Origin of the sequence: Rathayibacter sp. VKM Ac-2759, assembly GCF_009834225.1 — a bacterium.
Taxonomy (GTDB): Bacteria; Actinomycetota; Actinomycetes; order Actinomycetales; family Microbacteriaceae; genus Rathayibacter.
The window spans coordinates 3,437,810-3,462,306 of record NZ_CP047176.1 but is presented as its reverse complement, the minus strand read 5'-3'; the positions used below and the strand labels follow the sequence as shown (position 1 = coordinate 3,462,306).

Genomic DNA, 24,497 nt, shown 5'->3' with positions numbered 1-24,497 from the left:
GGCTCAGGAGGCGGGCACCAGGTTCCAGCGCGCGGTCAGCAGCTCGAGGCCCTTGTCGAAGGTGGCCGACCAGGCCGTCTTGTCGTGGGCGCTGTCCGGGACCTCCATGTAGGAGGCGTCCATGCCGGCCGCCTGCGCGTCGGCGTAGAGCGTCTTGACGCCCGAGAGGAACGACGTGTCGTTCGCTCCGACTCCGAACAGCGCGAAGGTGTCGGCGTAGGGTGCCTTCGCCGCCATGATGCTCGCGGGCTTGGCGGCCTCGTAGGCCGCCGCGCTGCCGCCGAAGCCCTTCGCGATGGTGGTCGCGTCGTCGCCGAGGGTCGGCGCGAGCTCGCCCGAGGCGACGATGATGTTGCCGAACAGCTGCGGGTACCCGGCGCCCAGCTGGATCGCGCAGGTCCCGCCCTGCGAGAGTCCGCCGATCGCCCAGTCGTGGGCGTCGCTCATCACCGGCAGGTTGGCGCGGATCCAGTTGGGGACGTCGACGGTGAGGTAGGTGGCGGAGTTCCCGAGCGGCGAGTCGATGCACATCGGGTTCGCGGAGGGGTCGCCGAGCTGATCGGGCGAGACCACGATCGGCGCGAGGCCCGCGTGCGCGGCGGCGTAGGCGTCGAGCGAGGCCTGCAGGCTCTCGGTCGAGAGCGGGTCGGAGGGGGAGCCGGGCTGGCCCGAGAGCATCACCATCACGGGCAGCAGCGGCGGATCGTCGGTGAGCGCGGCGGGAGGCAGGTAGACGACGGCGTCGCGGGCGGCGAACCCCGAGGTCGTGCCCGGGATGCTCACGGTCGAGACCGTGCCGACCGAGGGCATCCCGGCCGGAGCGGTCCACTCCGCGAGGCTCGCGTGCTCGCCGCTCGGAACGGCGATCGGATCGCCGACCGTGGGGTACGGGCTGATGCCGAGGGCGCTGCGGACCGTCGGGTACTGGCCGAAGTCGATGTTGACCGACATCGCGGCGGTGGCGATCACGAGCACGCCGACCCCGAGGGAGGCGAGCAGCCGGAGCGGGCGCCGGGTGGCGAGCGCGTGCACGAGCACGACCGCGACCAGGGCGAGACCGCCGAGGCCGAGACCGATCCAGACCCGCGTCACCGGGGTGAAGTCGACGCCGAACGGCCCGTCGGTGCCGTCGAGCAGCGCGGCGAGGGCCGCGCCGGCGATCGCGGCGGAGACGAGGACGGAGGCGGCGAGCACGAGCCGGCGGCGGCGGCCGTGGCGCCGCGCCCGGACGAAGGCGATCGCGAGCAGGAGGAAGGCGAGCGCGGCGACCGCGTAGACGCCGATCACGAGGGGGCCCGAGAGCAGGCTGAGCCCGAGGAGTGTGGTCATGCGTCGGTCCGGTCGAGTCGTCGGGGCGCCGCGGCGCGCGGCGGCGGTCAGTCTGGCCCGGCTCTCTGGGGGAGATCTGAGCGTCGGAGGAGAGCTGTCCGCTCGGCTCCGCCTCCGCCACAGGCGGCGCAGCCTGCGACAGACCGGCAGACGCCGCGCAACCCCGCGCGCGCCCGTCTCCGCCCGCCTAGCGTGGACGCAGAAGACGCACCCTCACGAAGGAGCTCGACCCATGACGCAGAACCTCCGCCCCTCCGCTTCCGGAGTCTCCGCATGAGCCGCGGCGTGGCCGTGGTCACCGGAGGCACCGCCGGGCTCGGCCGGGCGACCGTGCGCGAGCTCGCCTCGCGCGGCTGGGACGTCGCCGTGCTCGCGCGCGGAGAGGACGGACTCGCCGCGACGCTGGCCGAGATCGAGCAGGCGGGGCGCCGGGGCCTGGCGATCCCGACCGATGTCGCCGACCGCGAGGCCGTCGAGTCTGCCGCCGACCGCGTCGAGGCCGAGCTCGGCCCGATCGAGCTGTGGGTGAACGACGCCATGGTCGGCGTCTTCGGCGAGTTCCTGTCGACCGAGCCCGCCGACTTCGAGCGCGCGGTGGCCGTCAACTTCTTCGGCTTCGTCAACGGCACCCGCGCCGCCCTCTCGCGGATGACGCCGCGCGACCGCGGGCACGTCATCCAGGTGGGCTCCGCCCTCGCGCACCGGGGCATCCCGCTGCAGGCGGCCTACTGCGCCTCCAAGTTCGGTGCGCGCGGCTTCACCGAGTCGGTGACCGCGGAGCTCCTGCACTCCAGGAGCGGCGTGAAGCTCTCCGAGGTCGACATGCCGGCGCTCAACACCATCCAGTTCAACTGGGTGAAGTCGCAGCTGCCGCACCACCCGCAGCCGGTGCCGCCGATCTACGAGCCCGAGGTGGGCGCCATCGCGATCGCCGACGTCGCCGACAAGCCGCGCCGCCGCACCTGGGTCGGCGAGCCGACGGCCGGGACGATCCTCGGCGACCGCTTCGCCGGCGCCTTCATGGACTGGTTCCTCGCCCGCAGCGCCTTCGACGGGCAGCAGGCTCCCGACAAGACGGAGCCGATGCTCCCCAACAACGTCTACGAGCCGGTCGCCGGCGACCACGGCGCCCGCGGGCTGTTCAGCGATCGCGCGCACACCATGACTCCGCAGATCTGGATGATCAGGCACCGGGCCCTCAGCTACGCGGGAGCGGCCGTCGCCGTCGCCGCGGGCGCCGTCGGGGCCGTCGCCGCACTGCGGAGGAAGTGAGCATGGTCGACGCGGTCGTCGTCGGAGCGGGCCCCAACGGTCTCGCCGCCGCGGTCACCCTGGCCAGGGCCGGTCTCTCGGTCACCGTGCTCGAGCGCAACGACACGATCGGCGGCGGCGCGCGCACGGCCGAGCTGACCCTGCCCGGGTTCCACCACGACATCTGCTCGGCGGTGCACCCGATGGCGCTCGCGTCCGAGTTCTTCCGCCGCTTCGCGCTCGATCAGCGGATCGATCTGCGGGTGCCGGAGATCTCGTACGCGCATCCGCTCGACGGCGGCCGGGCCGGCATCGCCTACCGCGACATCGAGCGGACCGCCGGGCGCCTCGGGCGCGACGGCGCCGCCTGGCGCTCGCTGATGGCTCCGCTCGCCGAGCGGGCCGACCGCGTCGCCGGCTTCACCAACGACGCCCTGCTGCGCGTGCCGACCGATCCGTCGGTGCTCCTGCGCTTCGGGCTGCGCGTGCTCGAGCAGGGCTCGCCCCTCTGGAACCTGCGCTTCAGCGAGGACACCGCCCCGGCGATGCTGGCGGGGGTCGCGGCCCACGCGATCCGCCCGATGCCGAGCCTGTCGACGGCGGCCGCGGCTCTCGCGCTCGGCTCCTACGCGCACGCTCGGGGCTGGCCGGTGCCGATCGGAGGCAGCCAGTCCATCGTCGACGCGATGGCCGACGACCTCCGCGCCCACGGCGGCACGATCGAGACGGGCGTCGAGGTCACCTCGCTCTCGCAGCTGCCGCAGGCGAAGGCCGTGCTGCTCGATCTCACACCCGACGCGCTGCTCTCGCTCGCGAGCGACCGCCTGCCCGGCGCCTACGCGAAGGCGCTCCGGATGTTCCGCTACGGCAACGGTGTCGCCAAGGTCGACTTCGCCCTCGACGGGCCCGTCCCGTGGACGAACCCCGAACTCGCCCGCGCGGGCACCCTGCACGTCGGGGGCACGCGCGCCGAGATCGCCGCGGCCGAGCGCGACGTCGCGCAGGGCCGGCACAGCGAGAACCCCTACGTGCTGGTCGCACAGCCCTCCCTCGCCGATCCGGGTCGTGCGCCCGCGGGCAAGCACGTCCTCTGGGCGTACACCCACGTGCCCCGGCACTCGCCGGCGCACCAGAAGGAGGCGATCACCGCGCAGATCGAGCGCTTCGCCCCCGGGTTCCGCGATCGCATCCTCGCCGCCTCGTCGATGACGGCGCGCGACATGCAGGCGTACAACCCCAACTACCTCGGGGGCGACATCGCCGCCGGAGGCGCGAGCGTCGCCCAGCTGATCTCCCGGCCGGTCCCCTCGCCGGACCCGTGGCACACGCCCGCGAAGGGCCTCTACCTCTGCTCGTCCTCGACCCCGCCGGGCCCCGGCGTGCACGGGATGGCCGGCTGGCACGCCGCCCGGAGCGCGCTGCGCCACGAGTTCGGCATCCGGCGCTCTCCCGACCTGGCACCCTGAACACACACCAGAACCCGCTCGTCCTCACGACAAGGAGCCCGCGATGTCCCGCAACACCCGCGTCTTCCACTGCCCGCCCGAATCCGTCTTCGCGGTCTTCGCCAACGGCTGGCTGTTCCCCGGCTGGGTGGTGGGATCGTCGAGGATGCGCGAGGTCGGCCGCGACTGGCCGCACGTCGGCTCGAAGCTGCACCACTCGTTCGGTGTGTGGCCGCTCGTCATCGACGACGAGACCACCGTGCTCGAGTGGGATCCGTCGAGTCGCTTCCTCATCCAGGCGGCCGGCTGGCCGATGGGCGAGGCGCGCGTGCTGCTCGAGGTCGAGGAGCACGCCCGCGGCTCCCGGGTCCGCATCCACGAGACCGCGGTGAAGGGCCCGGGGACGCTCATCCCCAAGCCGCTCCTGCACTCGTTCCTCTGGATCCGCAACATCGAGACCCTCCGCCGGCTCGCGCACATGGCCGAGGCGGGCGCCAATGGGCGGACCCTCGAGCCGGCGGCGCTCGCCTCGCCGCGCGACCGCGAGGGGATGCCGGTGAAGAAGCACCTCCTGCCGCGCGCGCTCGGCACGATCGCCTCGGTGGCCGTGGGCTCGCTCGCGCTGCGCGCGGTGAGCGCGGCGGTCAGGCGCGCGCGGGCCTGACGCTCAGACGATCCGCTCGATGAGGCGCACGTGGTGCACGGCCACCCGCTTCGGCTCGCCCGCGAAGGCGGCCTCGCGCTCGGGGGAGGCGAGGTAGACCGACTCGATCTCGCCGAACGCCGCGGCGTCGCCCGGGGCGCTGACCGCCCAGACGAACTCGTTCACCTCGCGATCGGCGTACGCGAACTCGATCCGGAAGCCGTGCGCCTCGCGCGCCGGGATGATCTTCGCGCGGTACCAGGCGAGGAAGTCGTCCATCACCCCGTCCACGAGCTCGTAGCGGCGGAGTTGAATGGTCCGGGTCTCGTCGGTGTCGCTCATGCGCTCGACGCTACCCGAGGCCGGGCTCCCGCTCGCCCTGTCCGACACGCCGAGGAGGCACTCCTGGATCCCCGACGCCAACGCGCCATCGCCCTCCTCGTCGCGGGCTGCTTCTTCATGGAGAACCTCGACGCGACGATCGTGACCACGGCGGCGCCCGCGATCGGCGCCGACCTGGGCGTCGACTCCGCGGCGGTCGCGATCACCGTCACCGCGTTCCTCCTCACCGTCGCGGTGCTCATCCCCGCCTCGGGCTGGCTCAGCGAGCGCTTCGGCGTGCGCCGCGTCTTCACGCTCGCGATCGCGGTCTTCACGATCGCGTCGCTGCTGTGCGCGCTCAGCCCGACCCTGCCGCTGCTCGTGGCGGCACGGGTGCTGCAGGGGGTCGGCGGTGCGCTGATGGTGCCGGTCGGCCGGCTCGCGGTGCTCCGCGTCACGCCGCGCGAGGGGATCATCCGCGCGATCGCGATCCTCGTCTGGCCCGGCCTCGTCGCTCCGATCGTCGCGCCCTTCGTCGGCGGGCTGCTCACCACCTACGCCTCGTGGCACTGGATCTTCCTGATCAACCTGCCGCTCGGCGTGGTCGCGTTCGTGATCGCCCGGCGCATCATCCCGGCGACGGCCGAGGCGGTGCCGCCGCCGCTCGACGTCACGGGCCTCGTGCTCGTCGCCGTCGGCCTCGGCGCGCTGGTCGGCGCCTCCGGTCTCGTCTCGGCCGACCGGATCGACCCGCTCGCCCCGGCCCTCGCCGTCGCCGGCGCGGCCGTCACGCTCGTGGCGGTGCGGCACCTGCGACGCACTCCGCACCCGCTCGTCCGCCTCGACGCGTTCCGCTTCGCCACCTTCCGCGTCGCCAACGCCAGCGGTTCGCTCTACCGCGCGACGATCAGCGCGGTGCCGTTCCTGCTGCCGCTGCTGTTCCAGGACGCCTTCGGCTGGGACGCGGTGCAGGCGGGGTCCGTCGTGCTCGCGCTGTTCGTCGGCAACCTGGCGATCAAGCCGGCGACGACCTGGCTGCTGCGCACCGCGGGGTTCCGCGCGGTGCTGGTCGTCTCGAACCTGGTCGGGGTCGCCTGCATGGCGGCGATGGCGTTCCTTACCGACGACGTGCCGATCCCGGCGATCGTCGCGCTGCTGGTGCTCAGCGGCGTCGCCCGCTCGGCGGGGTTCACGGCCTACAACACCGTCACCTTCGCCGAGGTGCCGCCCGAGGGGATGTCGGGCGCGAACACGCTGAGCGCGACGACCCAGCAGGTCGCGGCGGGCTTCGGAGTCGCGGCGGGCGGGATCGCGCTGGCCGTCGGCTCGGCGTTCGGCCCCGGTCTCGTGCCCTACCGCTTCGCGTTCCTCGCGATGGCCGCGCTCACGCTCGTGCCGCTGGTCGCGGCGGCCCGGCTGAGCCGCGACTCCGGGAGCGCCCTCACGCGCTGACCCGGGGCGAACGCGACGGTTTCGCCATACTGGAGGACTCGGGCCGGAGGTCCGGGGCAGCGGAGACAGGACGACATGGCACAACCCCGCAGGAGGGCCACCCTCGCCTCGGTGGCGGAGAGCGCCGGCGTCTCCCTCAAGACCGCGTCGAACGCCGTCAACGGCACGGGCCGCATGTCGGAGCAGACGCGCGCGCGTGTGGAGGCGGCCGTGCGGGAGCTCGGCTACACGGTCAACATCGCCGCCCGCAGCCTGACCCGGGGGCGCACGGACGCGGTCTCCCTGGCGGTCCCGACGCTCAAGGCGGCGTACCTCGCCGAGCTGGCCGAGGCCGTCATCGAGACGGCGCGCGACATGGGCCTCGCGGTCTACGTGACGACCTACCCCGACGACGGGATCGACGGCTCCCGTCGGCTGCTGCAGCGCTTCGACTCCCAGCGCACCGACGGGCTGCTGCTCTCGCTCTCGGAGCACGAGACCCTCGACCGGTCCGCCTTCGAGGTCGAGTTCCCCCTGGTCTGCGTCGGAACCCGGGACACCTTCGACCTCGCCGACAGGGTGACGACCGACGACGTGGCCGATGCCCGGGCCGCCGCCGCCCACCTCCTCGAGCGGGGCAGCACCTCCCTCGCCGTGGTGGGAGCCCACATGCCCTTCGACGCCGCCGTCATCGGCACCGCCCGGGAGGGCAACGCCGAGCTGAGAATGCGCGGGGTGTCCGAGGAGCTGGCGGCCGCGGGGCGCGCCCTCGATCCCCGCCTGGTCGGCGTGACCGGCTACGACTGGTCCATCGGCTCCGGATTCCGCGTCGCCCGCGAGCTCGTGCGGTCGGGAGTCCCCTTCGACGGACTGGTCTGCTTCAACGACGGTCTCGCGACCGGGGCGATCTCGGCGCTGCGCGAGGGCGGCCTCCGCATCCCGGAGGACGTGCAGGTGATCGGCTTCGACAACGTCGAGGAGTCCGCGTTCCTGACGCCCCCGCTGACGTCGATGGACTCGCGGATCGAGTGGATCGCCCGGACCTCGCTCGAGCGGTTGACCGCGCGGATCGACGGGGTCGACGCGGCGCCGGCCACCGTCTTCGCCCGGTCGCGGGTGATCGCCCGCGGCACGACGCGCTGAGGCCCGGAAAGCGCTTCTTGCCCTTTCGCCTCCTCCCGGTTAGATTCGCTCCCGTGGTACAGCGCTGTATCACGGTGGACCTGCGATGACGGAGGATCTTCATGACACGAACGACGACGGAGCCGGGGCGTCTGCACGGGCTGGTCGCCGCGCTCCTCGCGGGACTGCTCGTCCTCGCCGGCCTGACGTCCGCCGGGTCCGCGCCCGCCTCGGCCGCAGAGGTGCGGACGACCACGGTCGCCTTCTCGGACACCACGACCGTCCGCGGCACCGCCCTCAAGACCTTCTACGAGGGCGACTGGGCGAAGAACAGCACGCACACGTGGGCGACGGGCGGTGCCTCGTTCGAGATCCCGTTCACGGGCGAGACGGTCTCCCTCTCGGGACGCAGGGCGACGACCAACGGCACGGCCGATGTCTTCGTCGACGGCGTGAAGGTCGGCTCGGCCGACTACCGCGGGACCCGGTCGACCACCACGGTGCCGATCTTCAGCCACACGGGCCTCGTGCCCGGCGACCACGTCCTGCGCGTGGTCACCGTCGGCTACATCAACCACGCCTCCGCCGAGTTCACCGCCGCCGTCGCCGTCGACGAGCGTGCTCGTCTCACCGGCGAGCTCGACCGGACGGCCTCCCTCGCCGAGGAGGACGTCACGGCCGACTCCTGGGCGGCCTTCTCCTCCGTCCGCGACCGCGCCACCGCGGTCCGCGACTCCGCCGCCTCGACCGACGCCCAGCTGATCGCCGCCGGGACCGAGCTCGCCTCGGCCGAGGGCGCCCTCGTCAGGATCTCGGGCCTGCGCGAGATGCTCGACCGGTACCGCACCCGGGTCCCCTCGGCGTACACGGCGGGCTCGTGGGCGCCCTTCGCCGCGGCGACGGTGAGCGCGGGCGAGGTCCTCGACGATCCGAGCGCCGCGAACGCCTCCGTGGTCGCCGCCAAGAACGCCCTGCAGGACACGGCCGCCGAGCTCGAGCCCCTCTCGGACGGCGGCCTCGAGACGATCGAGAACAACCGCTTCTGGCTCGACACCGCGGGCGACCCGATCTTCTCGCAGGGCGGCGGCATCTTCCGCTTCGGCGACCGGTACTACTGGTACGGCGTCGAGTACACCGGCTCGCAGCTCTACTACGACGACCCGACCCGCACCTACACGCGGGCGGGGGAGGGCGACTTCGTCGCGGTCACCGCGTACTCCTCCGAGGACCTCGTGCACTGGACCTTCGAGAACGACGTCGCGACGAAGGACACTCGGCTCCACATCCCGACGACGAAGGACGTCGCCGGCAGCTACTTCTCGGACATGGAGACGCTCGCCGACTCGGTGTGGATCGGCCGCCTCGGCGTCGCCTACAACGAGAACACGGGGCGCTACGTGCTCCTCACGCAGTTCGAGAGCCCCGACCCGGCCCGGGTCACCAACGCCGGCGTCCTCTTCCTCAGCGGCGACTCGCCCGTCGCCGACTTCGAGTACGCGAACCTGCAGACCCGCATCCCCGGCGTCTACGAGAACCCCGGCAAGCCGGGGTGGAACCAGGGCACCGGCGACCAGACCGTCTTCACCGACGACGACGGCACCGACTACCTCGTCTTCTCGTACCGCGACGGCCGGAGCCGCACCTACGTCGCCAGGATCAGCGACGCGGACTCGCTCTCGATCGAGACCGCCGTGGAGGTGTACCGCGGAGCCGGCCGCGAGGGCAACGCGATGTTCAAGCTCGACGGGCAGTACTACGTCGCCAGCTCGGACCTGCACGGCTGGAACACCTCGCAGACCTACCTCGTGCGCTCGCTCGAGGGGCGGATCCAGGGGCCCTACTCGAGCATGTACGTGCTCCCCGGCACCGAGAAGGACTACAGCCACGTCACGCAGAGCGGCTTCTTCCTCACGGTGCAGGGCACCGAGCAGGACACGGTGGTCTACGCCGGCGACCGCTGGGCCGACTTCGCCTGGAACGGGCTCGGCTACAACCAGTGGGTGCCGCTCAGCGGAACGGGCGCCGACGTGCGCTTCAACTCGCTCAGCGAGTGGGACCTGAACGCCCGCACCGGCGAGTGGCAGGCGGGCTCCGGCAACAACTGGATCCTGAACCCCGACTTCGCGGCCGACCGGATCGCCGTCAGCACGGTGACCGGCTGGACGCAGGTCACCGACCCCGCCTCCTCGACCACCGCCTTCGTCTCCAACCCCTCGCCCGGAGCCGACGGTTCGCGCTTCGCGCTCCGACTCGGGGCGGCGCAGGCCTTCTCGGGCGGCGTGCAGCAGGAGAACGACGTGCCGGCCGGCGTCTACGCCCTCACCCTCCGCGCGGACAACCCCGGCGGGCTCTCGGCGGCTCGGGTCGTCGTGACCGGCGCCGACGGCACCGAGCACGCCACCGACATCCCCGTGACGAGCGGATGGGCGGACGTCGCCTCGGAGGAGTTCGTCCTCCCGGCGGGCACGGCGCGCGTCACGATCCTCGCGACCGGTCCCGGCGGCCGGAGCCTCACCGTCGACGCGCTGTCGCTCCGCCGTCAGGGCAGCGAGACGGCAGTCCGCTCGATCGCCGTGACCCCGTCGACACTCCAGGTGCCGGTCGGGTCGGTCTTCGACCCCGCGGCCGTCGCCGTCACCGCGACCCTCGCCGACGGCACGACGCGTGTTCTCGGGACCGCCGAGTACACGGTCACCGGATTCGACACCGCGACCGCGGGGGATCGCACCGCCACGCTGTCGGTCGTCCCGAGCCTCCTCGCCACCGGCAGCGCCGGCGTCGAGGCGCGGCTCGACCTGAAGGTCCGCGCCGCCTGGTCGGCGACCGCGGTGTACCAGAAGGGCGACACCGTCCTCTTCGCGGGCTCCGAGTGGCGGGCCTCGTGGTACTCGAGCAACCAGACTCCGGGCGACGTGAACGGCCCCTGGCAGCAGATCACGACCGCGCCCGACGGCACCGCCGTCTGGACGGCGTCGCGCATCTTCGACACCGGCGAGATCGTCGTGCACCAGGGGAAGCGCTTCCAGGCGAAGTGGTGGACCCGCAACCAGGCCCCCGGCGACCCCTACGGCCCCTGGCGGCCGGTCGGCTGACCCGCCTCTCCTCGCGCCCGGCTCGCCGGGCGCACTCCGACCCGTACCCCTCGACCTGCACTCATCACCCCTGCACCCACACAGAAGGAACAGATCATCGTGCGCACATTCACCAAGAAGGTCACGACGGCCGTGGCCCTCGCCCTCCCGCTCACCCTCGCCCTGAGCGCCTGCTCGGCCGGCGGAGGCTCCTCCTCCGGAGGCGGCGAGGGCGACGGCGACCAGACGCTCAGCGTCTGGGCCTGGGACCCGACGTTCAACATCGCCGCCCTCGAGGAGGCCGAGAAGATCTACCAGAAGGACCACCCCGAGTTCGAGCTCGAGGTCATCGAGACGCCGTGGGAGGACCTGCAGCCCAAGCTCACCACGCTCGCCCAGTCGCGGCAGTACGAGGAGCTGCCGGACATCTTCCTGATGCAGAACAACGCGTTCCAGAAGAACGCGCTCAACTACCCCGAGATCTTCAGCGAGATCTCGACCGACGCCGTGGACTTCTCGGAGTTCCCCGAGGCGGTCACCGCGTACTCCACCGTCGACGGCGTCAACTACGGCGTCCCGTTCGACTCGGGCACCGCGGTCACGGCGCTGCGCACCGACGTCCTGGAGGCGGCCGGCTACACGATCGACGACTTCACCGACATCACCTGGGACGAGTTCATCACCAAGGGGAAGGACGTCCTGGCGAAGACCGGCTCGCCGCTGCTGTCGGGCCAGGCCGGCTCCGCCGACATGATCATGATGATGCTGCAGAGCGCGGGCGCCAGCCTCTTCGACGACGAGGGCATGCCCACGATCAGCGACAACGAGGCGCTGCTCACCGCGATCGACACCTACAAGCAGCTCGTCGAGTCGGGTGTCTTCGTCGAGGTGAACTCGTGGGACGAGTACCTCGGCACCTTCGTGAACGGCTCCGTCGGCGGCACCATCAACGGCATCTGGATCGTCGGCTCCATCCAGGCGGCCGAGGACCAGGCCGGCAAGTGGGAGGTCACCAACCTGCCCTCGCTCGACGGCGTGAGCGGCGCGACCAACTACTCGGCCAACGGCGGATCGTCGTGGACGATCAGCTCCAACGCCGACGTCGACCTCGCGACCGACTTCCTCGCGTCGACCTTCGCCGGCTCGACCGAGCTGTACGACACGATCCTCCCCGCCACCGGCGCCGTCGCGAACTGGCTGCCCGCCGCCTCCTCCGCCGCGTACGAGCAGCCCAGCGAGTACTTCGGCGGACAGCCGATCTTCGCCGAGGTCGCGCAGTTCGGCGCCGAGGTGCCCAGCAACAACACCGGTGCGTACTACTACGAGGGCCGCGACTCCGTCAGCGCGGCGATCACGCAGATCATCGGAGGCGCCGACCCGGCCAAGGCGCTCGAGGAGGCGCAGGCGAACGTCGAGTTCGCGATGAGCTGACCGTCCGGCCGGGCCGGGGCCGACGCCCCGGCCCGGCCCTCCTCCCTCCCCTCCTGCAGATTGCGAGCACCCCGTGACGACCTCCGCCCCACCGCGCCCGAGACCGCGCGTCCCCTCTCCGCGGCAGCGCGACACGCGCCGCCCGCCCCGGATGACCGGCGAGCGCCGGCGCAGCCTCACCGGCTGGGCCTTCCTCCTGCCGGCATCGCTGCTGATCCTGCTGGTCAGCTTCCTGCCGATGGCGCAGGCGTTCCTGCTCTCGCTGCAGACGGGCCGCGGCGCCAACCTGTCGTACGCCGAGCCGTTCTGGCTCAACTACGAGCGACTGCTGCAGGACGAGATCTTCCGCCTGACGCTGCAGAACACCTTCGTCTACCTGCTCATCCAGGTGCCGGTGATGCTGATCCTGGCGCTGGTGCTGGCCAATCTGCTCAACAGCCGCACGCTGAAGTACAAGACCTTCTGGCGCACCGCGATCTTCCTGCCGTGCGCGGTCTCGCTCGTCGCCTACTCCCTGGTCTTCCGCACGCTCTTCGCCAACGACGGCTTCGTCAACGACGTGCTGGTGGGGATCGGCCTGCTCGACTCGCCCGTGAACTGGCTCGGCAACCCCGACACCGCGCGCTTCGTCATCATCCTCGGACTGCTGTGGCGCTGGACGGGCTACAACATGGTCTTCTACCTGGCGGCGCTGCAGAACGTCGACTACTCGAGCATCGAGGCGGCGAAGATGGACGGCGCGAACGCGCTGCAGACCTTCTGGCACGTCACGATCCCGCAGCTGAAGCCGATCATCCTGCTCACGGCGATCATGTCGACCAACGGCACCCTGCAGCTCTTCGACGAGTCCTGGGCGCTGACCCGGGGCGGGCCGGCGTACACGACGATGTCGATGTCGCACTACCTCTACGAGGTCTCGTTCCTGAAGAACCCGAACTTCGGCTACGCGTCGGCGCTCTCCTACGTGATCCTCATCCTCGTCGCGATCCTCGCGTTCGCCCAGCTGAAAGTCGGTGACAAGCGTGACTGACCCCACCCGCACCCTGCCGGTGACCGATCCGGTCCTCTCCCTCCCCGAGACGGACCCCTCGGACTCCCGCCCCGCGACCGCGCCCGTGCGCTCGGTGTCGGTGGCGACCCGGCTGCGCGGCCTGCCGAAGTACGTCTTCCTGGCGGTCTTCGCGGTGTTCTCGATCTTCCCGCTGTACTTCATGGCCGTCTCGGCGACGAACACCAGTCAGGACGTGCTCGACTCCCGCCTCATCCCCGGCACCGCGCTGCTGGACAATCTCGCGGGCCTGCTCGAGCTGCAGGACGTGGGCTCGGCGCTCTGGAACTCGCTGACCGTGGCGGTGGGCACCACGGTGCTCGCCCTGATCGTCTGCTCGATCGCCGGCTACGGCTTCGAGGTCTTCCACTCGCGGACGAAGGACTTCGTGATGGCGGTCCTGCTCATCGCGATCATGATCCCGTTCGCCGCGACGATGATCCCGCTCTTCCAGGTCTTCGCCGAGCTCGGGATGATCAACTCGCTCGCCGCGGTCGTCATCCCCGCGGTCTCGACGCCCTTCCTCATCCTGCTGTTCCGGCAGGCCTCGCGGTCGTTCCCGCACGAGATCATCGAGGCCGCCCGGATCGACGGAGTGAGCGAGCTGGGGATCTTCGCCAGGATCTACCTGCCGTCGATGAAGTCGACCTACGCGGCGGCGGCGGTCATCACCTTCATGACCGCGTGGAACAACTTCCTCTGGCCCAAGGTGATCCTCGTGAACAACGACTTCCAGACCATGCCGATGCTGATCTCGAATCTCAGCGCCGGCTACGTGGTCGACTACGGCATCCTCATGCTCGCGGTGTTCCTGGCCTCGGTGCCCACGGTGATCGTCTTCATGATCCTGCAGCGCTCGTTCGCCGAGGGCATCACGGGAGCGATCAAGTGAGCTTCGCGCACCTCCCCTCCTCCGGCGCGCCGTCCGTCACCGGGTTCGATCCCGCGCGGCTCTCCGACCCGGGCTTCTTCGCCGAGAACCGCCGGCCCGCCCACTCCGACCACCGCTGGTTCCGCTCGGAGGCGGAGGCGCGGTCGGGGGCGAGCTCGTTCGAGCAGTCGCTCAACGGGCTGTGGCGGATCCACTACGCGACCGACTTCTCGGGGACGGTCCCCGGGTTCGAGCAGCCCGGGTTCGACGCGTCCGGCTGGGACCTGATCCCCGTGCCCGCGCACATCCAGCTGCACGGCTACGACCGCCCGCAGTACGTGAACACGCAGTACCCCTGGGACGGCCGCGAGGCGGTCGGCCCGGGGCGGGCTCCCGAGCGCTTCAACCCCGTCGCGTCGTACCTGACCACGTTCGAGCTCGCCGAGCCCGTCGCGCCCGGCGAGCGGATCGCGCTCGACGTGCGCGGCGCCGAGAGCGCCATCGCGCTCTGGCTGAACGGCGTCTACCTCGGCTTCTCGGCCGACAGCTTCTCACCGGCCGAGTTCGACCTCACCGACGCGCTCGTCCCGGGGGCGAACACGCTGGCCGCCCAGGTGGTCAAGTGGAGCAGCGGATCCTGGCTCGAGGACCAGGACTTCTTCCGCTTCTCCGGGATCTTCCGCGATGTCGTGCTGCTGCGCCGGCCCCGGACGCACGTCGAGGACCTCCGCGTCACCACCGTCGTCGAGGACGGTGCGGCCGAGATCGTCGTCGAGCTGAGCATCGACGGCGCGGGCACCGCCACGATCGAGCTCGAGGGCGCCGGGGAGCTGCTCCGGGGCGCCGACGGCCGCCACCGCGTCCGTCTGGACGCACCGCGTCTCTGGAGCCCGGAGGATCCGCACCTCCACCGCCTGCTCGTGCGCGTGCACGACGCCGACGGCGCCGTGACCGAGGTGATCCCCCAGACGGTGGGCCTCCGCCGGTTCGCGATCGAGGAGGGCGTGCTGCGGCTCAACGGCCGGCGCATCGTGTTCCTCGGAGTGAACCGGCACGAGTTCGGGCTCGAGGGCCGCGTCGTCACCCGGGAGCGGACCGAGGAGGACCTGCGGATCCTGAAGCGCGCGGGAGTGAACGCGATCCGGACCAGCCACTACCCCAACAACTCTTTCTTCTACGAGCTCGCGGACGAGTACGGCTTCCTCGTCATCGACGAGATGAACCTCGAGACCCACGGGCTGTGGGACCGGGTCCGCTATCTCGACGCGCCGCTCGCCGAGGCGGTGCCCGGGGACGACGGCCAGTGGGCGCCCGCGCTGCGCGACCGGGCGCGGAGCCTCCTCGAGCGCGACAAGAACCACCCGAGCGTCGTGATGTGGTCGCTCGGCAACGAGTCGTTCGGCGGGAGCGTCCTCCGGGACCTCGCCGACTGGTTCCGCGAGGTCGACGACCGTCCGATCCACTACGAGGGAGTGCACTGGGACTCCCGCTACCCCGAGACGACCGATGTCGTCAGTCAGATGTACACCCCGGCCGCCGAGATCGAGCGGTACCTCGCGGAGCACCGCGACAAGCCGGTCATCCTGTGCGAGTACGCCCACGCGATGGGCAACTCGTTCGGCGCGGTCGACCGCTACCTCGACCTCGCCCGGCGCGAACCGCTGTTCCAGGGCGGGTTCATCTGGGACTTCGCCGACCAGGCCGTGGCGATGATCGACCGCCACGGGCGCCCCTACTTCGGCTACGGCGGTGACAGCGGGGAGTCGCCGCACGACGGCGACTTCAGCGGCAACGGGATCCTGTTCGCCGACCGCACGCCGACGCCGAAGCTCCAGGAGGTGGTCCACCTCTACCAGCCCTTCCGCATCGAGGTCTCGGGCGGGGAGATCACGATCGAGAACCGGTCGCTGTTCACGCCGTCCTCCGCGTACGACACCGTCGTGACGCTGCGGCGGGAGGGGCGCGAGCTCGCCGCGGGGACGCTCGAGACGGCGGTCGCCCCGGGCGCCACGGAGCGCTACGCCTGCCCGGTGGCCGTTCCCGAGCTGCCGGGCGAGTACACCGTCGACGTCGAGCTGCGGCTCCCGGCGGCGACGCGGTGGGCGGAGGCGGGGCACGTCGTCGCGCGCGGTCAGCACGTGCTCGAGGTGGCGGGACGGCCGGCGCGCGAGTCGTCGCCGAGGCCGGAGGTCGTCGACGGCACCCACAACGTCGGGGTCCGCGGGGAGGGGTTCAGCGTCCTCTTCTCGCGACTGCACGGCGGCCTGATGTCGTACCGGTGGGGCGGAGGGGCCGAGGGCGGGCGCGAGCTGCTCACCTCGATCCCGATGCCGTCCTTCTGGCACGCCCCGACGGCGAACGAGCGCGGCTGGGGCGGGCCCTTCGAGGACGGGCAGTGGCTCCTGGCCAGCCGGTACGCCCGCGCCGTCGGCGCCTCGTTGCGGACGGCGCAGGTCACGGAGGACGACTCCGCCGTGACGGTCGGCTTCCGCTACGAGCTGCCGACCACTCCGCGGGCGGTCTGCTCCGTCGACTACCGGGTGACGGGCGACGGGCGGATCGACGTGACGGTCTCGATGGAGGTCCCCGACGGCCTCCCGGACCTCCCGGAGTTCGGGATGCAGCTCACGACGAGCGCCGACGCCCACCGCCTCCGCTGGTACGGCGACGGACCGGACGAGTGCTACTCCGACCGCCGGCTCGGATCGAGGCTGGACGTCTGGGAGAGCGACGTCGCGCACGAGCTGCCCCCGTACCTGAAGCCGCAGGAGTCGGGCAGCCGCACGGGGGTCCGCTGGGCCGAGGTGACCGACGACGACGGCTGGGGGCTCCGGCTCGAGTGCGCGGGCGGCATGGAGTTCTCGGCGCTGCCGTGGACGCCGTACGAGATCGAGAACGCGCAGCACCCGAACGAGCTGCCGCCGGTGCAGCGGACGGTCCTGCGTCCGGCGCTGCGCCGGCGGGGAGTCGCGGGGGACGACTCCTGGGGAGCGCGGACCCACCCGGAGTACCGGGTGCGCTCGGGGGAGGGGCCGCTCGTCTTCCGGTTCCGGATGTCCGGGGTGACGGGCGGCTGAGCCGGAGTGCGAAGCGCCTAGAGCGCGCCCTGCTCCGGGGTGCCGGCGGGGATCGGCACCAGGCGCACGATGCGCGGCGGCTCGGCGAGGAGTCCGTCGAGCGCGGCGTTCATCCGGGCGACGGGCTCGCCCGCTCCGTGCGTGTCGAGCTCCTCGGCGGTGGTCCACTTCTCGATCATGACGACGGTGCCGTCGGGGGCGTCGTGGATCGAGTACAGCTCGCAGCCGGGCTCGGTGTGCACCTCGGCGATGCCGGCGCGGAGGGCCTCGACCATCCGCTCCCGGGCGCCCTCGGCGGGGGTGAAGACGACGTGGACGACGGGTCCTGGCATGAGTGCTCCTTCGAGAGGCGGTCCGCCCACCGTACCCCGGGGCGGTCAGCCCAGGCCGAGGGCGATCCCGTCGAGGATGTCGTGCGCCGTCGTGGTCACCGAGTCGAGGGCCGGAGCCGCCTCCTGCGCCGCTCGCAGCACCTCGCTCCAGATCAGCGCGCCGGCCGCGAGCACGTCCTCGCGGCCGCTCCGCACGTACGGCAGCGCCGCCGCCTCGGCGGGCGAGAGTGCGGCGAGCTCGTCGCAGGCCCTGAGCACCTCCGCGAGGGGCAGCGTCGCCTCGAGCGCCGCGCGGTCGTAGGCCTCGAGCCGGAGCGCGTGCGCGGTGATGGTCAGCACCGTCGCCGCGACGCCGACCACGCTGCGGGCGGCGCCGAGGTCGACGGAGGAGGCGGCCAGCGCCGCCCGCACGTCGCCGCGGATCGCGTCGCGCTCGGCCGGTGTCGGCGCGGCGGCCCGGCGGTGGCGCTCGGTCAGCCGGACGCTGCCGACGTCCATCGAGTGCGCCTGCTCGGGCGCCGCGCCACCGAGGACCAGCTCGGTCGAGCCGCCGCCGAGGTCGACGACGAGGACGGGCCGGGCCGAGTCGACGGCCGAGACGGCGCCGCGGAACGACAGCGCCGCCTCCTCCTCGCCGCTGATGGTCTCGGGCCGGGCGCCGATGATCCGCTCGACCTCGTCGAGGAACTCGTCTCGATCGGCGGCGTCGCGGGTCGCCGAGGTCGCGACGAAGCGCAGGCGCACGGCACCGGCCCCGCGCGCCAGCTCCGCGTACTCGCGGGTCACGGCGAGAGTGCGCTCGAGCGCGGCCGGGTCGAAGCGGCCGGTGCGGTCGACGCCGTGCCCGAGGCGCACGATCTCGGTGCGGCGCAGCACGTCGACGAGGGCGCCGTCCTCGACGTCGGCGATCAGCAGGCGGAGGGAGTTCGTGCCGCAGTCGAACGCGGCGACACGGGCAGGAGGGAGCATCCCCCCATTCTCCGGCCCCCGCAAGCGCTCGGGCGCCCTGGAACGACGACGATAGATTGGCGGGAACCGTCGAAGGAGCCCCCGTGCACGATCACCACGTCCGCGTCCACCGCAGCGACGAGGAGCTTCCCCGTCACGGGCAGCTCGCCCACGCGCTCGCCGAGGTCGCCGCCGACCCCGTCGGGATCGACGCCGACGTCGCCGAGATGGTGGTCAACCGCGTCATCGACAACGCCGCCGTGGCCACCGCGTCGCTGCTGCGCCGCCCCGTCGTGGCCGCGCGGTCGCAGGCGCTCGCGCACCCCGCCTCCATCGGCGGCGACGGCGCGAACGTGCTCGGCGCCGACGCCGCGCGCCGGGTCTCGCCCGAGTGGGCCGCCTGGGCCAACGGCGTCGCCGTGCGCGAGCTCGACTACCACGACACGTTCCTCGCGGCCGAGTACTCGCACCCGGGCGACAACATCCCCCCGCTGATCGCGGTCGCGCAGCACGCGGGCATCGGAGGCGCGCAGCTGCTCCGCGGCATCGTCACCGGCTACGAGGTCCAGGTCGACCTCGTCCGCGCGATCAGCCTGCACGCGCACAAGATCGACCACGTCGCGCACCTCGGCCCCTCGGCCGCCGCGGGCATCGGCACGATGCTCGGGCTCGACGTCGCCACGATCGAGCAGGCGATCGCGCAGGCGCTGCACACCACTACCGCGACCCGGCAGTCGCGCAAGGGCGAGATCTCGAGCTGGAAGGCCCACGCTCCCGCGTTCGCCGGGAAGATGGCGATCGAGGCCGTCGACCGGGCGATGCGCGGCGAGACGAGCCCGTCGCCGATCTACGAGGGCGAGGACGGCGTGATCGCCTGGCTGCTCGACGGCCCCGGCGCCTCGTACGACGTCCCGCTGCCCGATGCGGGCGAGGCCAAGCGCGGGATCCTGGACACGTACACGAAGGAGCACTCGGCCGAGTACCAGGCGCAGGCGCTGATCGACCTCGCCCGCCGTCTGCACCACGCGCACCCGGAGGTGGCGGACCCCGAGCGCGTCGAGCGGATCGTCATCCACACCTCGCACCACACCCACTACGTCATCGGGTCGGGCGCGAACGACCCGCAGAAGTACGACCCGACGGCCTCGCGCGAGACGCTCGACCACTCCGTGCCCTACACCTTCACGGTCGCGCTGCAGGACGGCGCCTGGCACCACGAGCGCAGCTACGCGCCCGAGCGCGCCGCCCGCCCCGACACGGTCGCGCTCTGGCAGCGCACGACCACGCAGGAGGACGCGGAGTGGACGCGCCGCTACCACTCCACCGACCCGGCCGAGAAGGCCTTCGGCGCGCGCGTCGAGATCGTGCTCACCGACGGCGGCACGATCGTCGACGAGATCGCGGTGGCCGACGCGCACCCGCTCGGCGCCCACCCGTTCACCCGCGAGCAGTACGTGGCGAAGTTCCGCACGCTCGCCGAGGGCGTGCTCGAGGGCGCCGAGATCGAGCGCTTCCTCGAGCTCGCGCAGCGGCTGCCCGAGCTGACCCCCGAGGAGGTCGGTCGGCTCACGGTCGTCGCGGCTCCGGGTGTGCTCGCCTCGGTGGAGTCGCCGCGCGGGCTGTTCTAGCGCGGGGCTGTTCGGGCGGGGCTGTCGCCGAGCTCAGAGCAGCGCGTCCGTCAGGTGATCGGGCGTGCCGAAGCGGTGCGCCGTGATCGAGACGGCCTGCTCGCGGAGGAACGGGAGCAGCTCGAGGCGGCCGGACTCGGTCGCGGGGCCCGCGTAGACCGCGAGATCGGGGCGGCCGCCGGTGACCGCGGTGACGGAGGAGGCGGGCGCGCCGAGCTGCCGCACGCGGCCGGCTCCGTGGTCGCGCACGCGCGCCTCCCACGCCGCCGCGTCCTCGACGACGAGCGGCGAGGCGACGTCGGCCAGCGCGGCGGCGAGCTGCGGAGGCAGCGCCACCGCACTCGAGACGACCACTGCCGCGGAGGCGGTCGCCGCGGCCGCGAGCACCCGGACGAGTGAGCCGAGCGGCTCCTCCGGTGCCAGGCGCACCAGCACCGCGGAGTCGTAGGGCCGGTGCCGGAACACGTTGCGCTCGGCCGAGAGCCCCGTGACATCGACCGGACCGAGCGCGTCCCACGCGGCCGCGAGGCTGCGGGCGGCCCGCTCGACCGACGACGCCTCCGCGCCGCTCAGCTCGGCGCGCGCCGCCGCCACGAGGGCGGCCGCCCGCGCGCTCACCGGTGCCGTCGCCTCCGACTCCGCGGCGTCCCACGCCCCGAGACCCAGCAGGTAGTCGGGCCCGCCCGCCTTGGTGCCCGGGCCGACCGCCGACTTCTTCCAGCCGCCGAACGGCTGGCGCTCGACGATCGCGCCGGTGATGCCGCGGTTGACGTAGAGGTTGCCCGCCTCGATGCCGTCGAGCCAGGTGCCGATCTCGGCCGGGTCGAGCGCGTGGAGCCCCGAGGTGAGGCCGTAGTCGACCTCGTTCACGACCGCGATCGCCTCCTCCAGCGAGTCGGCGGTCATGATCCCGAGCACCGGACCGAAGTACTCGGTGCGGTGGAACTCGGAGCCGCGCCGCACGCCGTCGCGCACGCCCGGGCTCCAGAGCCGACCCGAGTCGTCGAGCCGCCGCGGCTCGAGCAGCCAGGTCTCGCCCTCGCCGAGGGTCGTGAGCCCGCGCAGCAGCTTGCCCGCGGCCGGCTCGATGACCGGGCCCATGCGGGTCGCCGGGTCGGTCGGGTACCCGACGGTGAGCGAGGCGACCGCGTCGAGCAGCTGCGCGCGGAACCGCTTCGAGCGCGCGACCGAGCCGACGAGCACGACCAGCGAGGCCGCCGAGCACTTCTGACCGGCGTGGCCGAAGGCGCTCGAGACCACGTCCTTCACCGCCAGGTCGAGGTCGGCCGAGGGAGTGACGATGATCGCGTTCTTGCCGCTGGTCTCGGCGAGCAGCGGCAGGTCGTGGCGGAACGAGCGGAACAGCTCGGCGGTCTCGTACGCGCCGGTGAGGATCACGCGGTCGACGGCCGGGTGCGCGACGAGATCGCGCCCGAGCTCCTCCTCCGGGAGGCGCAGCAGCAGCAGCGCCTCGCGCGGCACGCCCGCGGCCCACAGCGCCTCGGCGACGACCGCCCCGCAGCGCGCGGTCGGCCCGGCGGGCTTGAGCACGACGGCCGAGCCCGCGGCCAGCGCGGCCAGCACGCCGCCGGCCGGGATCGCGACGGGGAAGTTCCACGGCGGCGCGACGAGCGTCAGAGCGGCCGGGGTGAAGCGCGCCCCGTCGACGCGGTCGAGCTCGCGCGCCCGCTCGGCGTAGTAGTGCGCGAAGTCGATCGCCTCCGAGACCTCCGGGTCGCCCTGGTCGATCGTCTTGCCGGCCTCGGCGGCCATCACCTCGAGCAGCTCGGCGCGACGCGCCTCGAGCTCCTCGCCGGCGCGGTGCAGGATGCGCGCGCGCTCGTCGGCGGGCACCGAGCCCCAGCCGGAGGCGCGGGTCGCGGCGAGACCCGCCTCCAGCTCGTCGCGGGTCGCGATCGTGGCGGCCTCGATCGCGTCGACCCCGAGCCGGGACGACGGCACGCGGTCGAGGATCGCGCGCGCCCAGTCGCGGTTCGCCGCGACGGAGGGATCGGTGTCGGGTGTGCTGCGGAAGCCGCCGACGCTCGGGCGCTCCGACGCGGCGAAGCGGTCGGCGACGCGGTGCGCGGGCGGCACCGCCCCGTCGAGGGCGGCGACGGAGGCGCGGAACCGCGACTCCTCCCGCGCGAACAGCGCCTCGCTCGCCTCGAGCTCGAAGACGGCCGACATGAAGTTCTCGCTCGACGCGCCCTCCTCGAGCCGGCGGATGAGGTACGCGATCGCGACGTCGAACTCGGCGGGCGCGACGACCGGCGTGTAGAGCAGGAGCGAGCCGACGCTGCGGCGCACCGCCTCCGCCTGACCCTGCGCCATGCCGAGGAGCATCTCGTACTCGATGCCGTCGCGGACCCCGCGCTCGCCCGCGAGCAGCCACGAGTAGGCGACGTCGAAGAGGTTGTGCCCCGCGACGCCGAGGCGCACGTTCCGGATCCGCTCGGGGTGCAGCGCGTAGTCGACGACGCGCTTGTAGTTGGTGTCCGAGTCCTGCTTCGTGCTCCAGGTCGCGAGCGGCCAGCCGTGCACCGACGCCTCGACCTGCTCCATCGGCAGGTTCGCGCCCTTGACCAGGCGCACCTTGATGCCCGCGCCGCCGCGGGCGCGACGGGCGGCGCTCCACTCCTGCAGCCGGATCATCGCCGCCAGCGCGTCGGGCAGGTAGGCCTGCAGCACGATGCCGGCCTCGAGACCGAGGAGCTCGGGGCGGTCGAGCAGGCGCGTGAAGACCGCGATCGTGAGGTCGAGGTCCTTGTACTCCTCCATGTCGAGGTTCACGAACTTCTGCGGGGTCGCCGCCGCCGCCCGCGCGAACAGGGGAGCGAGCTCGTCGACGATGTCGTCGACCGCGGCGTCGAACGCCCACGGGTTGTGCGGGGCGACGGTCGAGGAGACCTTGATCGAGACGTAGTCGACGTCGTCGCGGGCGAGGAGGCGGTGCGTGCCCGCGAGGCGGCGCTGCGCCTCCGCCCGGCCGAGAACGGCCTCGCCGAGCAGGTTCATGTTCAGCCGCACGCCCTCGCGGCGGATCCTCGCGATCGCCGGCCCGAGGCGCGAGTCGGTCGCGTCGATGATGAGGTGGCCGACCATCCGGCGCAGCACGCGGCGCGCGATCGGCACGACGACGTCGGGGAGGAGCGGTGCCATCACCCCGCCGAGCGCGACGGCGCCGCGCATCGGGGCGGGGAGGAATCTCGGCACGCCGCCCGCGATCGAGCGCAGGGCGGCGGCCGCGACGCGCGTGTCCTCGGGGCGGACGACCCCGTCGACGAAGCCGACCGTGAAGTCGAGGCCCGACGGGTCCTTCAGCACGCCGGCGAGCTGCGTCCCGGAGGCGTCGACCGGGATCTGCGCGGCCTCGTGCAGCCAGCGGCGCACCAGGGCGACGCTCTCCTCGACCAGGCGGGGGTCGACGGAGTCGGGCGAGGGCCCGGTCGGGCGGGCGGGAGCGGCGAGGTCGGTCACGGGGTGTCCTTCTGCTCGGGAGGCGGCGGTGACCCCAGTATTCGCCGCGGTACCGTTGAGCAGAAGCGATCGTTCCTTACCGGTATCGGTCAGCTGAACTGACCGATGGGAGACGCCGTGCTCGACGTCCGCCGCCTCGTGCTGCTGCGCGAGGTCGCCATCCGCGGCACGCTCGCGGCCGCCGCCGAGGCGCTCGCCTACAGCCCCTCGGCGGTGTCGCAGCAGCTGAGCGTGCTCGAGCGCGAGACCGGCCTCGAGCTGCTGCGCAAGGTCGGGCGGCGGGTGCAGCTCACCCCGCAGGCCGAGATCCTGGTCGAGGCCGCGGGCGAGGTGCTGGCGCTGCTCGAGCGGGCGGAGGCGGCGCTCGCCGCGTCGGGCGAGTCGGTCACGGGGCGCGTGCGGGTCGCCGTGTTCCAGTCGGCCGCGCTCGCTCTGATGCCCGGCGCACTGCGGGCGATCGCCGAGCGCGCGCCCGAGGTCCGGGTCGAGATGGTGCAGCGCGAGCCGGAGGGGGCGCTGCACGAGACGTCGTGGGCGCGCGAGTTCGACCTCGTGGTCGCCGAGCAGTACCCCGGCCACTCGGTGTCGTGGCTGCCGGGCCTGGTGCGGGCCGACCTCACGACCGACGCGATCCGCCTCGCGGTGCGCCGCGACTCCGCCGTGCGATCTCTGTCGGAGGCCCGCGACGCCGCCTGGGTGATGGAGCCGCGCGGCACCGCCAGCCGCCACTTCGCCGAGCAGCTCTGCCGTGTCGCCGGCTTCGAGCCCGACGTGCGCTTCGAGACGGCCGACCTGCAGGCGCAGATCCGCCTCGTCGCCTCGGGCAACGCGGTCGCCCTGATGCCCGACCTGGTCTGGGCGGGCGAGACGCCGGACTGCCGCCTCCTCGACCTGCCGGGCCTGCCCCGCCGCACGATCTTCACCGCGCAGCGGGAGGCGGGCCTCGCTTCGCCCGCGGTCCGCACCTTCCGCGAGTGCCTGGTGGAGGTGGCGGAGGCGCACGCCTGAAAGGAGTTGCCGGTGTCCCCCAACGCGGAGCGCGCAGCATCCTGGCCGACGAGGCCGGATC

At 72.8% G+C, this 24,497-nt stretch carries 17 protein-coding genes; 12 read left to right on the top strand and 5 right to left on the bottom strand.

The genetic code is table 11. The annotated features are described in order from the left end of the window. Window positions 1-3: 3 nt before the first annotated feature. The gene (locus GSU68_RS16185) at window positions 4-1,329 is read right to left on the bottom strand and encodes an alpha/beta hydrolase-fold protein (protein ID WP_159909680.1); all 1,326 of its coding nucleotides are present in this window, start codon (window positions 1,327-1,329) and stop codon (window positions 4-6) included. 273 nt (window positions 1,330-1,602) lie between these two features. On the opposite strand from GSU68_RS16185, the gene GSU68_RS16180 reads away from it, so the two are divergent. Genes GSU68_RS16180 through GSU68_RS16170 form a run of 3 tightly spaced genes read left to right on the top strand, consistent with a single transcriptional unit; the run spans window position 1,603 to window position 4,689 of the window. Further along, the gene (locus tag GSU68_RS16180) at window positions 1,603-2,601 is read left to right on the top strand and encodes an SDR family oxidoreductase (protein ID WP_159909679.1); all 999 of its coding nucleotides are present in this window, start codon (window positions 1,603-1,605) and stop codon (window positions 2,599-2,601) included. A 2-nt stretch (window positions 2,602-2,603) separates the two neighbouring features. After that, window positions 2,604-4,046 (top strand): NAD(P)/FAD-dependent oxidoreductase, encoded by a 1,443-nt coding sequence (locus GSU68_RS16175; protein WP_167305289.1) that lies wholly within the window; start codon window positions 2,604-2,606, stop codon window positions 4,044-4,046. Window positions 4,047-4,089: 43 nt separating this feature from the next. Further along, window positions 4,090-4,689, top strand: a complete 600-nt coding sequence (locus tag GSU68_RS16170) for an SRPBCC family protein (protein WP_244259313.1) — start codon at window positions 4,090-4,092, stop codon at window positions 4,687-4,689. Window positions 4,690-4,692: 3 nt separating this feature from the next. Here the strand turns inward: GSU68_RS16170 and GSU68_RS16165 are convergent, their stop codons facing one another. After that, a complete protein-coding gene (locus GSU68_RS16165; protein ID WP_159909677.1) occupies window positions 4,693-5,010 on the bottom strand; it encodes a hypothetical protein in 318 nt (105 codons plus the stop codon). A gap of 63 nt (window positions 5,011-5,073) precedes the next feature. Here GSU68_RS16165 and GSU68_RS16160 point away from each other — a divergent pair, with 63 nt between their 5' ends. From GSU68_RS16160 to GSU68_RS16130, 7 genes are all read left to right on the top strand, one after another. Then, on the top strand, window positions 5,074-6,441 hold the full coding sequence (locus tag GSU68_RS16160; protein WP_279631070.1) for an MFS transporter: 1,368 nt from the start codon (window positions 5,074-5,076) through the stop codon (window positions 6,439-6,441). Window positions 6,442-6,516: 75 nt separating this feature from the next. Further along, window positions 6,517-7,563: a LacI family DNA-binding transcriptional regulator gene (locus GSU68_RS16155; protein ID WP_159909675.1), complete on the top strand. Its 1,047-nt coding sequence runs from the start codon at window positions 6,517-6,519 to the stop codon at window positions 7,561-7,563. A gap of 101 nt (window positions 7,564-7,664) precedes the next feature. Beyond that, complete coding sequence (locus tag GSU68_RS16150; protein WP_159909674.1) at window positions 7,665-10,634, top strand: family 43 glycosylhydrolase; 2,970 nt, start codon at window positions 7,665-7,667, stop codon at window positions 10,632-10,634. Between the two features lie 99 nt (window positions 10,635-10,733). Continuing rightward, window positions 10,734-12,044: an extracellular solute-binding protein gene (locus GSU68_RS16145; RefSeq protein WP_244259312.1), complete on the top strand. Its 1,311-nt coding sequence runs from the start codon at window positions 10,734-10,736 to the stop codon at window positions 12,042-12,044. A 151-nt stretch (window positions 12,045-12,195) separates the two neighbouring features. Then, window positions 12,196-13,074 carry a sugar ABC transporter permease gene (locus GSU68_RS16140; protein ID WP_159909673.1) on the top strand — a complete coding sequence of 293 codons (879 nt, stop codon included), beginning with the start codon at window positions 12,196-12,198 and terminating at the stop codon, window positions 13,072-13,074. Next, complete coding sequence (locus tag GSU68_RS16135) at window positions 13,067-13,984, top strand: carbohydrate ABC transporter permease (protein WP_244259311.1); 918 nt, start codon at window positions 13,067-13,069, stop codon at window positions 13,982-13,984. The genes GSU68_RS16140 and GSU68_RS16135 overlap by 8 nt, the downstream gene beginning before the upstream one ends. Beyond that, window positions 13,981-17,040, top strand: a complete 3,060-nt coding sequence (locus tag GSU68_RS16130) for a glycoside hydrolase family 2 TIM barrel-domain containing protein (protein WP_159909672.1) — start codon at window positions 13,981-13,983, stop codon at window positions 17,038-17,040. The genes GSU68_RS16135 and GSU68_RS16130 overlap by 4 nt, the downstream gene beginning before the upstream one ends. A gap of 17 nt (window positions 17,041-17,057) precedes the next feature. On the opposite strand, the gene GSU68_RS16125 is transcribed toward GSU68_RS16130, so the two are convergent. Together GSU68_RS16125 and GSU68_RS16120 are read right to left on the bottom strand one after the other, a co-directional pair. Continuing rightward, window positions 17,058-17,372, bottom strand: a complete 315-nt coding sequence (locus tag GSU68_RS16125; protein WP_159909671.1) for a putative quinol monooxygenase — start codon at window positions 17,370-17,372, stop codon at window positions 17,058-17,060. 45 nt (window positions 17,373-17,417) lie between these two features. Then, complete coding sequence (locus GSU68_RS16120) at window positions 17,418-18,341, bottom strand: exopolyphosphatase (RefSeq protein WP_159909670.1); 924 nt, start codon at window positions 18,339-18,341, stop codon at window positions 17,418-17,420. An 83-nt stretch (window positions 18,342-18,424) separates the two neighbouring features. Here GSU68_RS16120 and GSU68_RS16115 point away from each other — a divergent pair, with 83 nt between their 5' ends. Beyond that, window positions 18,425-19,948 (top strand): MmgE/PrpD family protein, encoded by a 1,524-nt coding sequence (locus GSU68_RS16115; RefSeq protein WP_159909669.1) that lies wholly within the window; start codon window positions 18,425-18,427, stop codon window positions 19,946-19,948. A gap of 33 nt (window positions 19,949-19,981) precedes the next feature. On the opposite strand, the gene GSU68_RS16110 is transcribed toward GSU68_RS16115, so the two are convergent. Beyond that, a complete protein-coding gene (locus GSU68_RS16110; RefSeq protein ID WP_159909668.1) occupies window positions 19,982-23,428 on the bottom strand; it encodes a bifunctional proline dehydrogenase/L-glutamate gamma-semialdehyde dehydrogenase in 3,447 nt (1,148 codons plus the stop codon). Window positions 23,429-23,545: 117 nt separating this feature from the next. Here GSU68_RS16110 and GSU68_RS16105 point away from each other — a divergent pair, with 117 nt between their 5' ends. Beyond that, a complete protein-coding gene (locus tag GSU68_RS16105) occupies window positions 23,546-24,436 on the top strand; it encodes a LysR family transcriptional regulator (RefSeq protein ID WP_159910346.1) in 891 nt (296 codons plus the stop codon). Window positions 24,437-24,497: the final 61 nt, after the last annotated feature.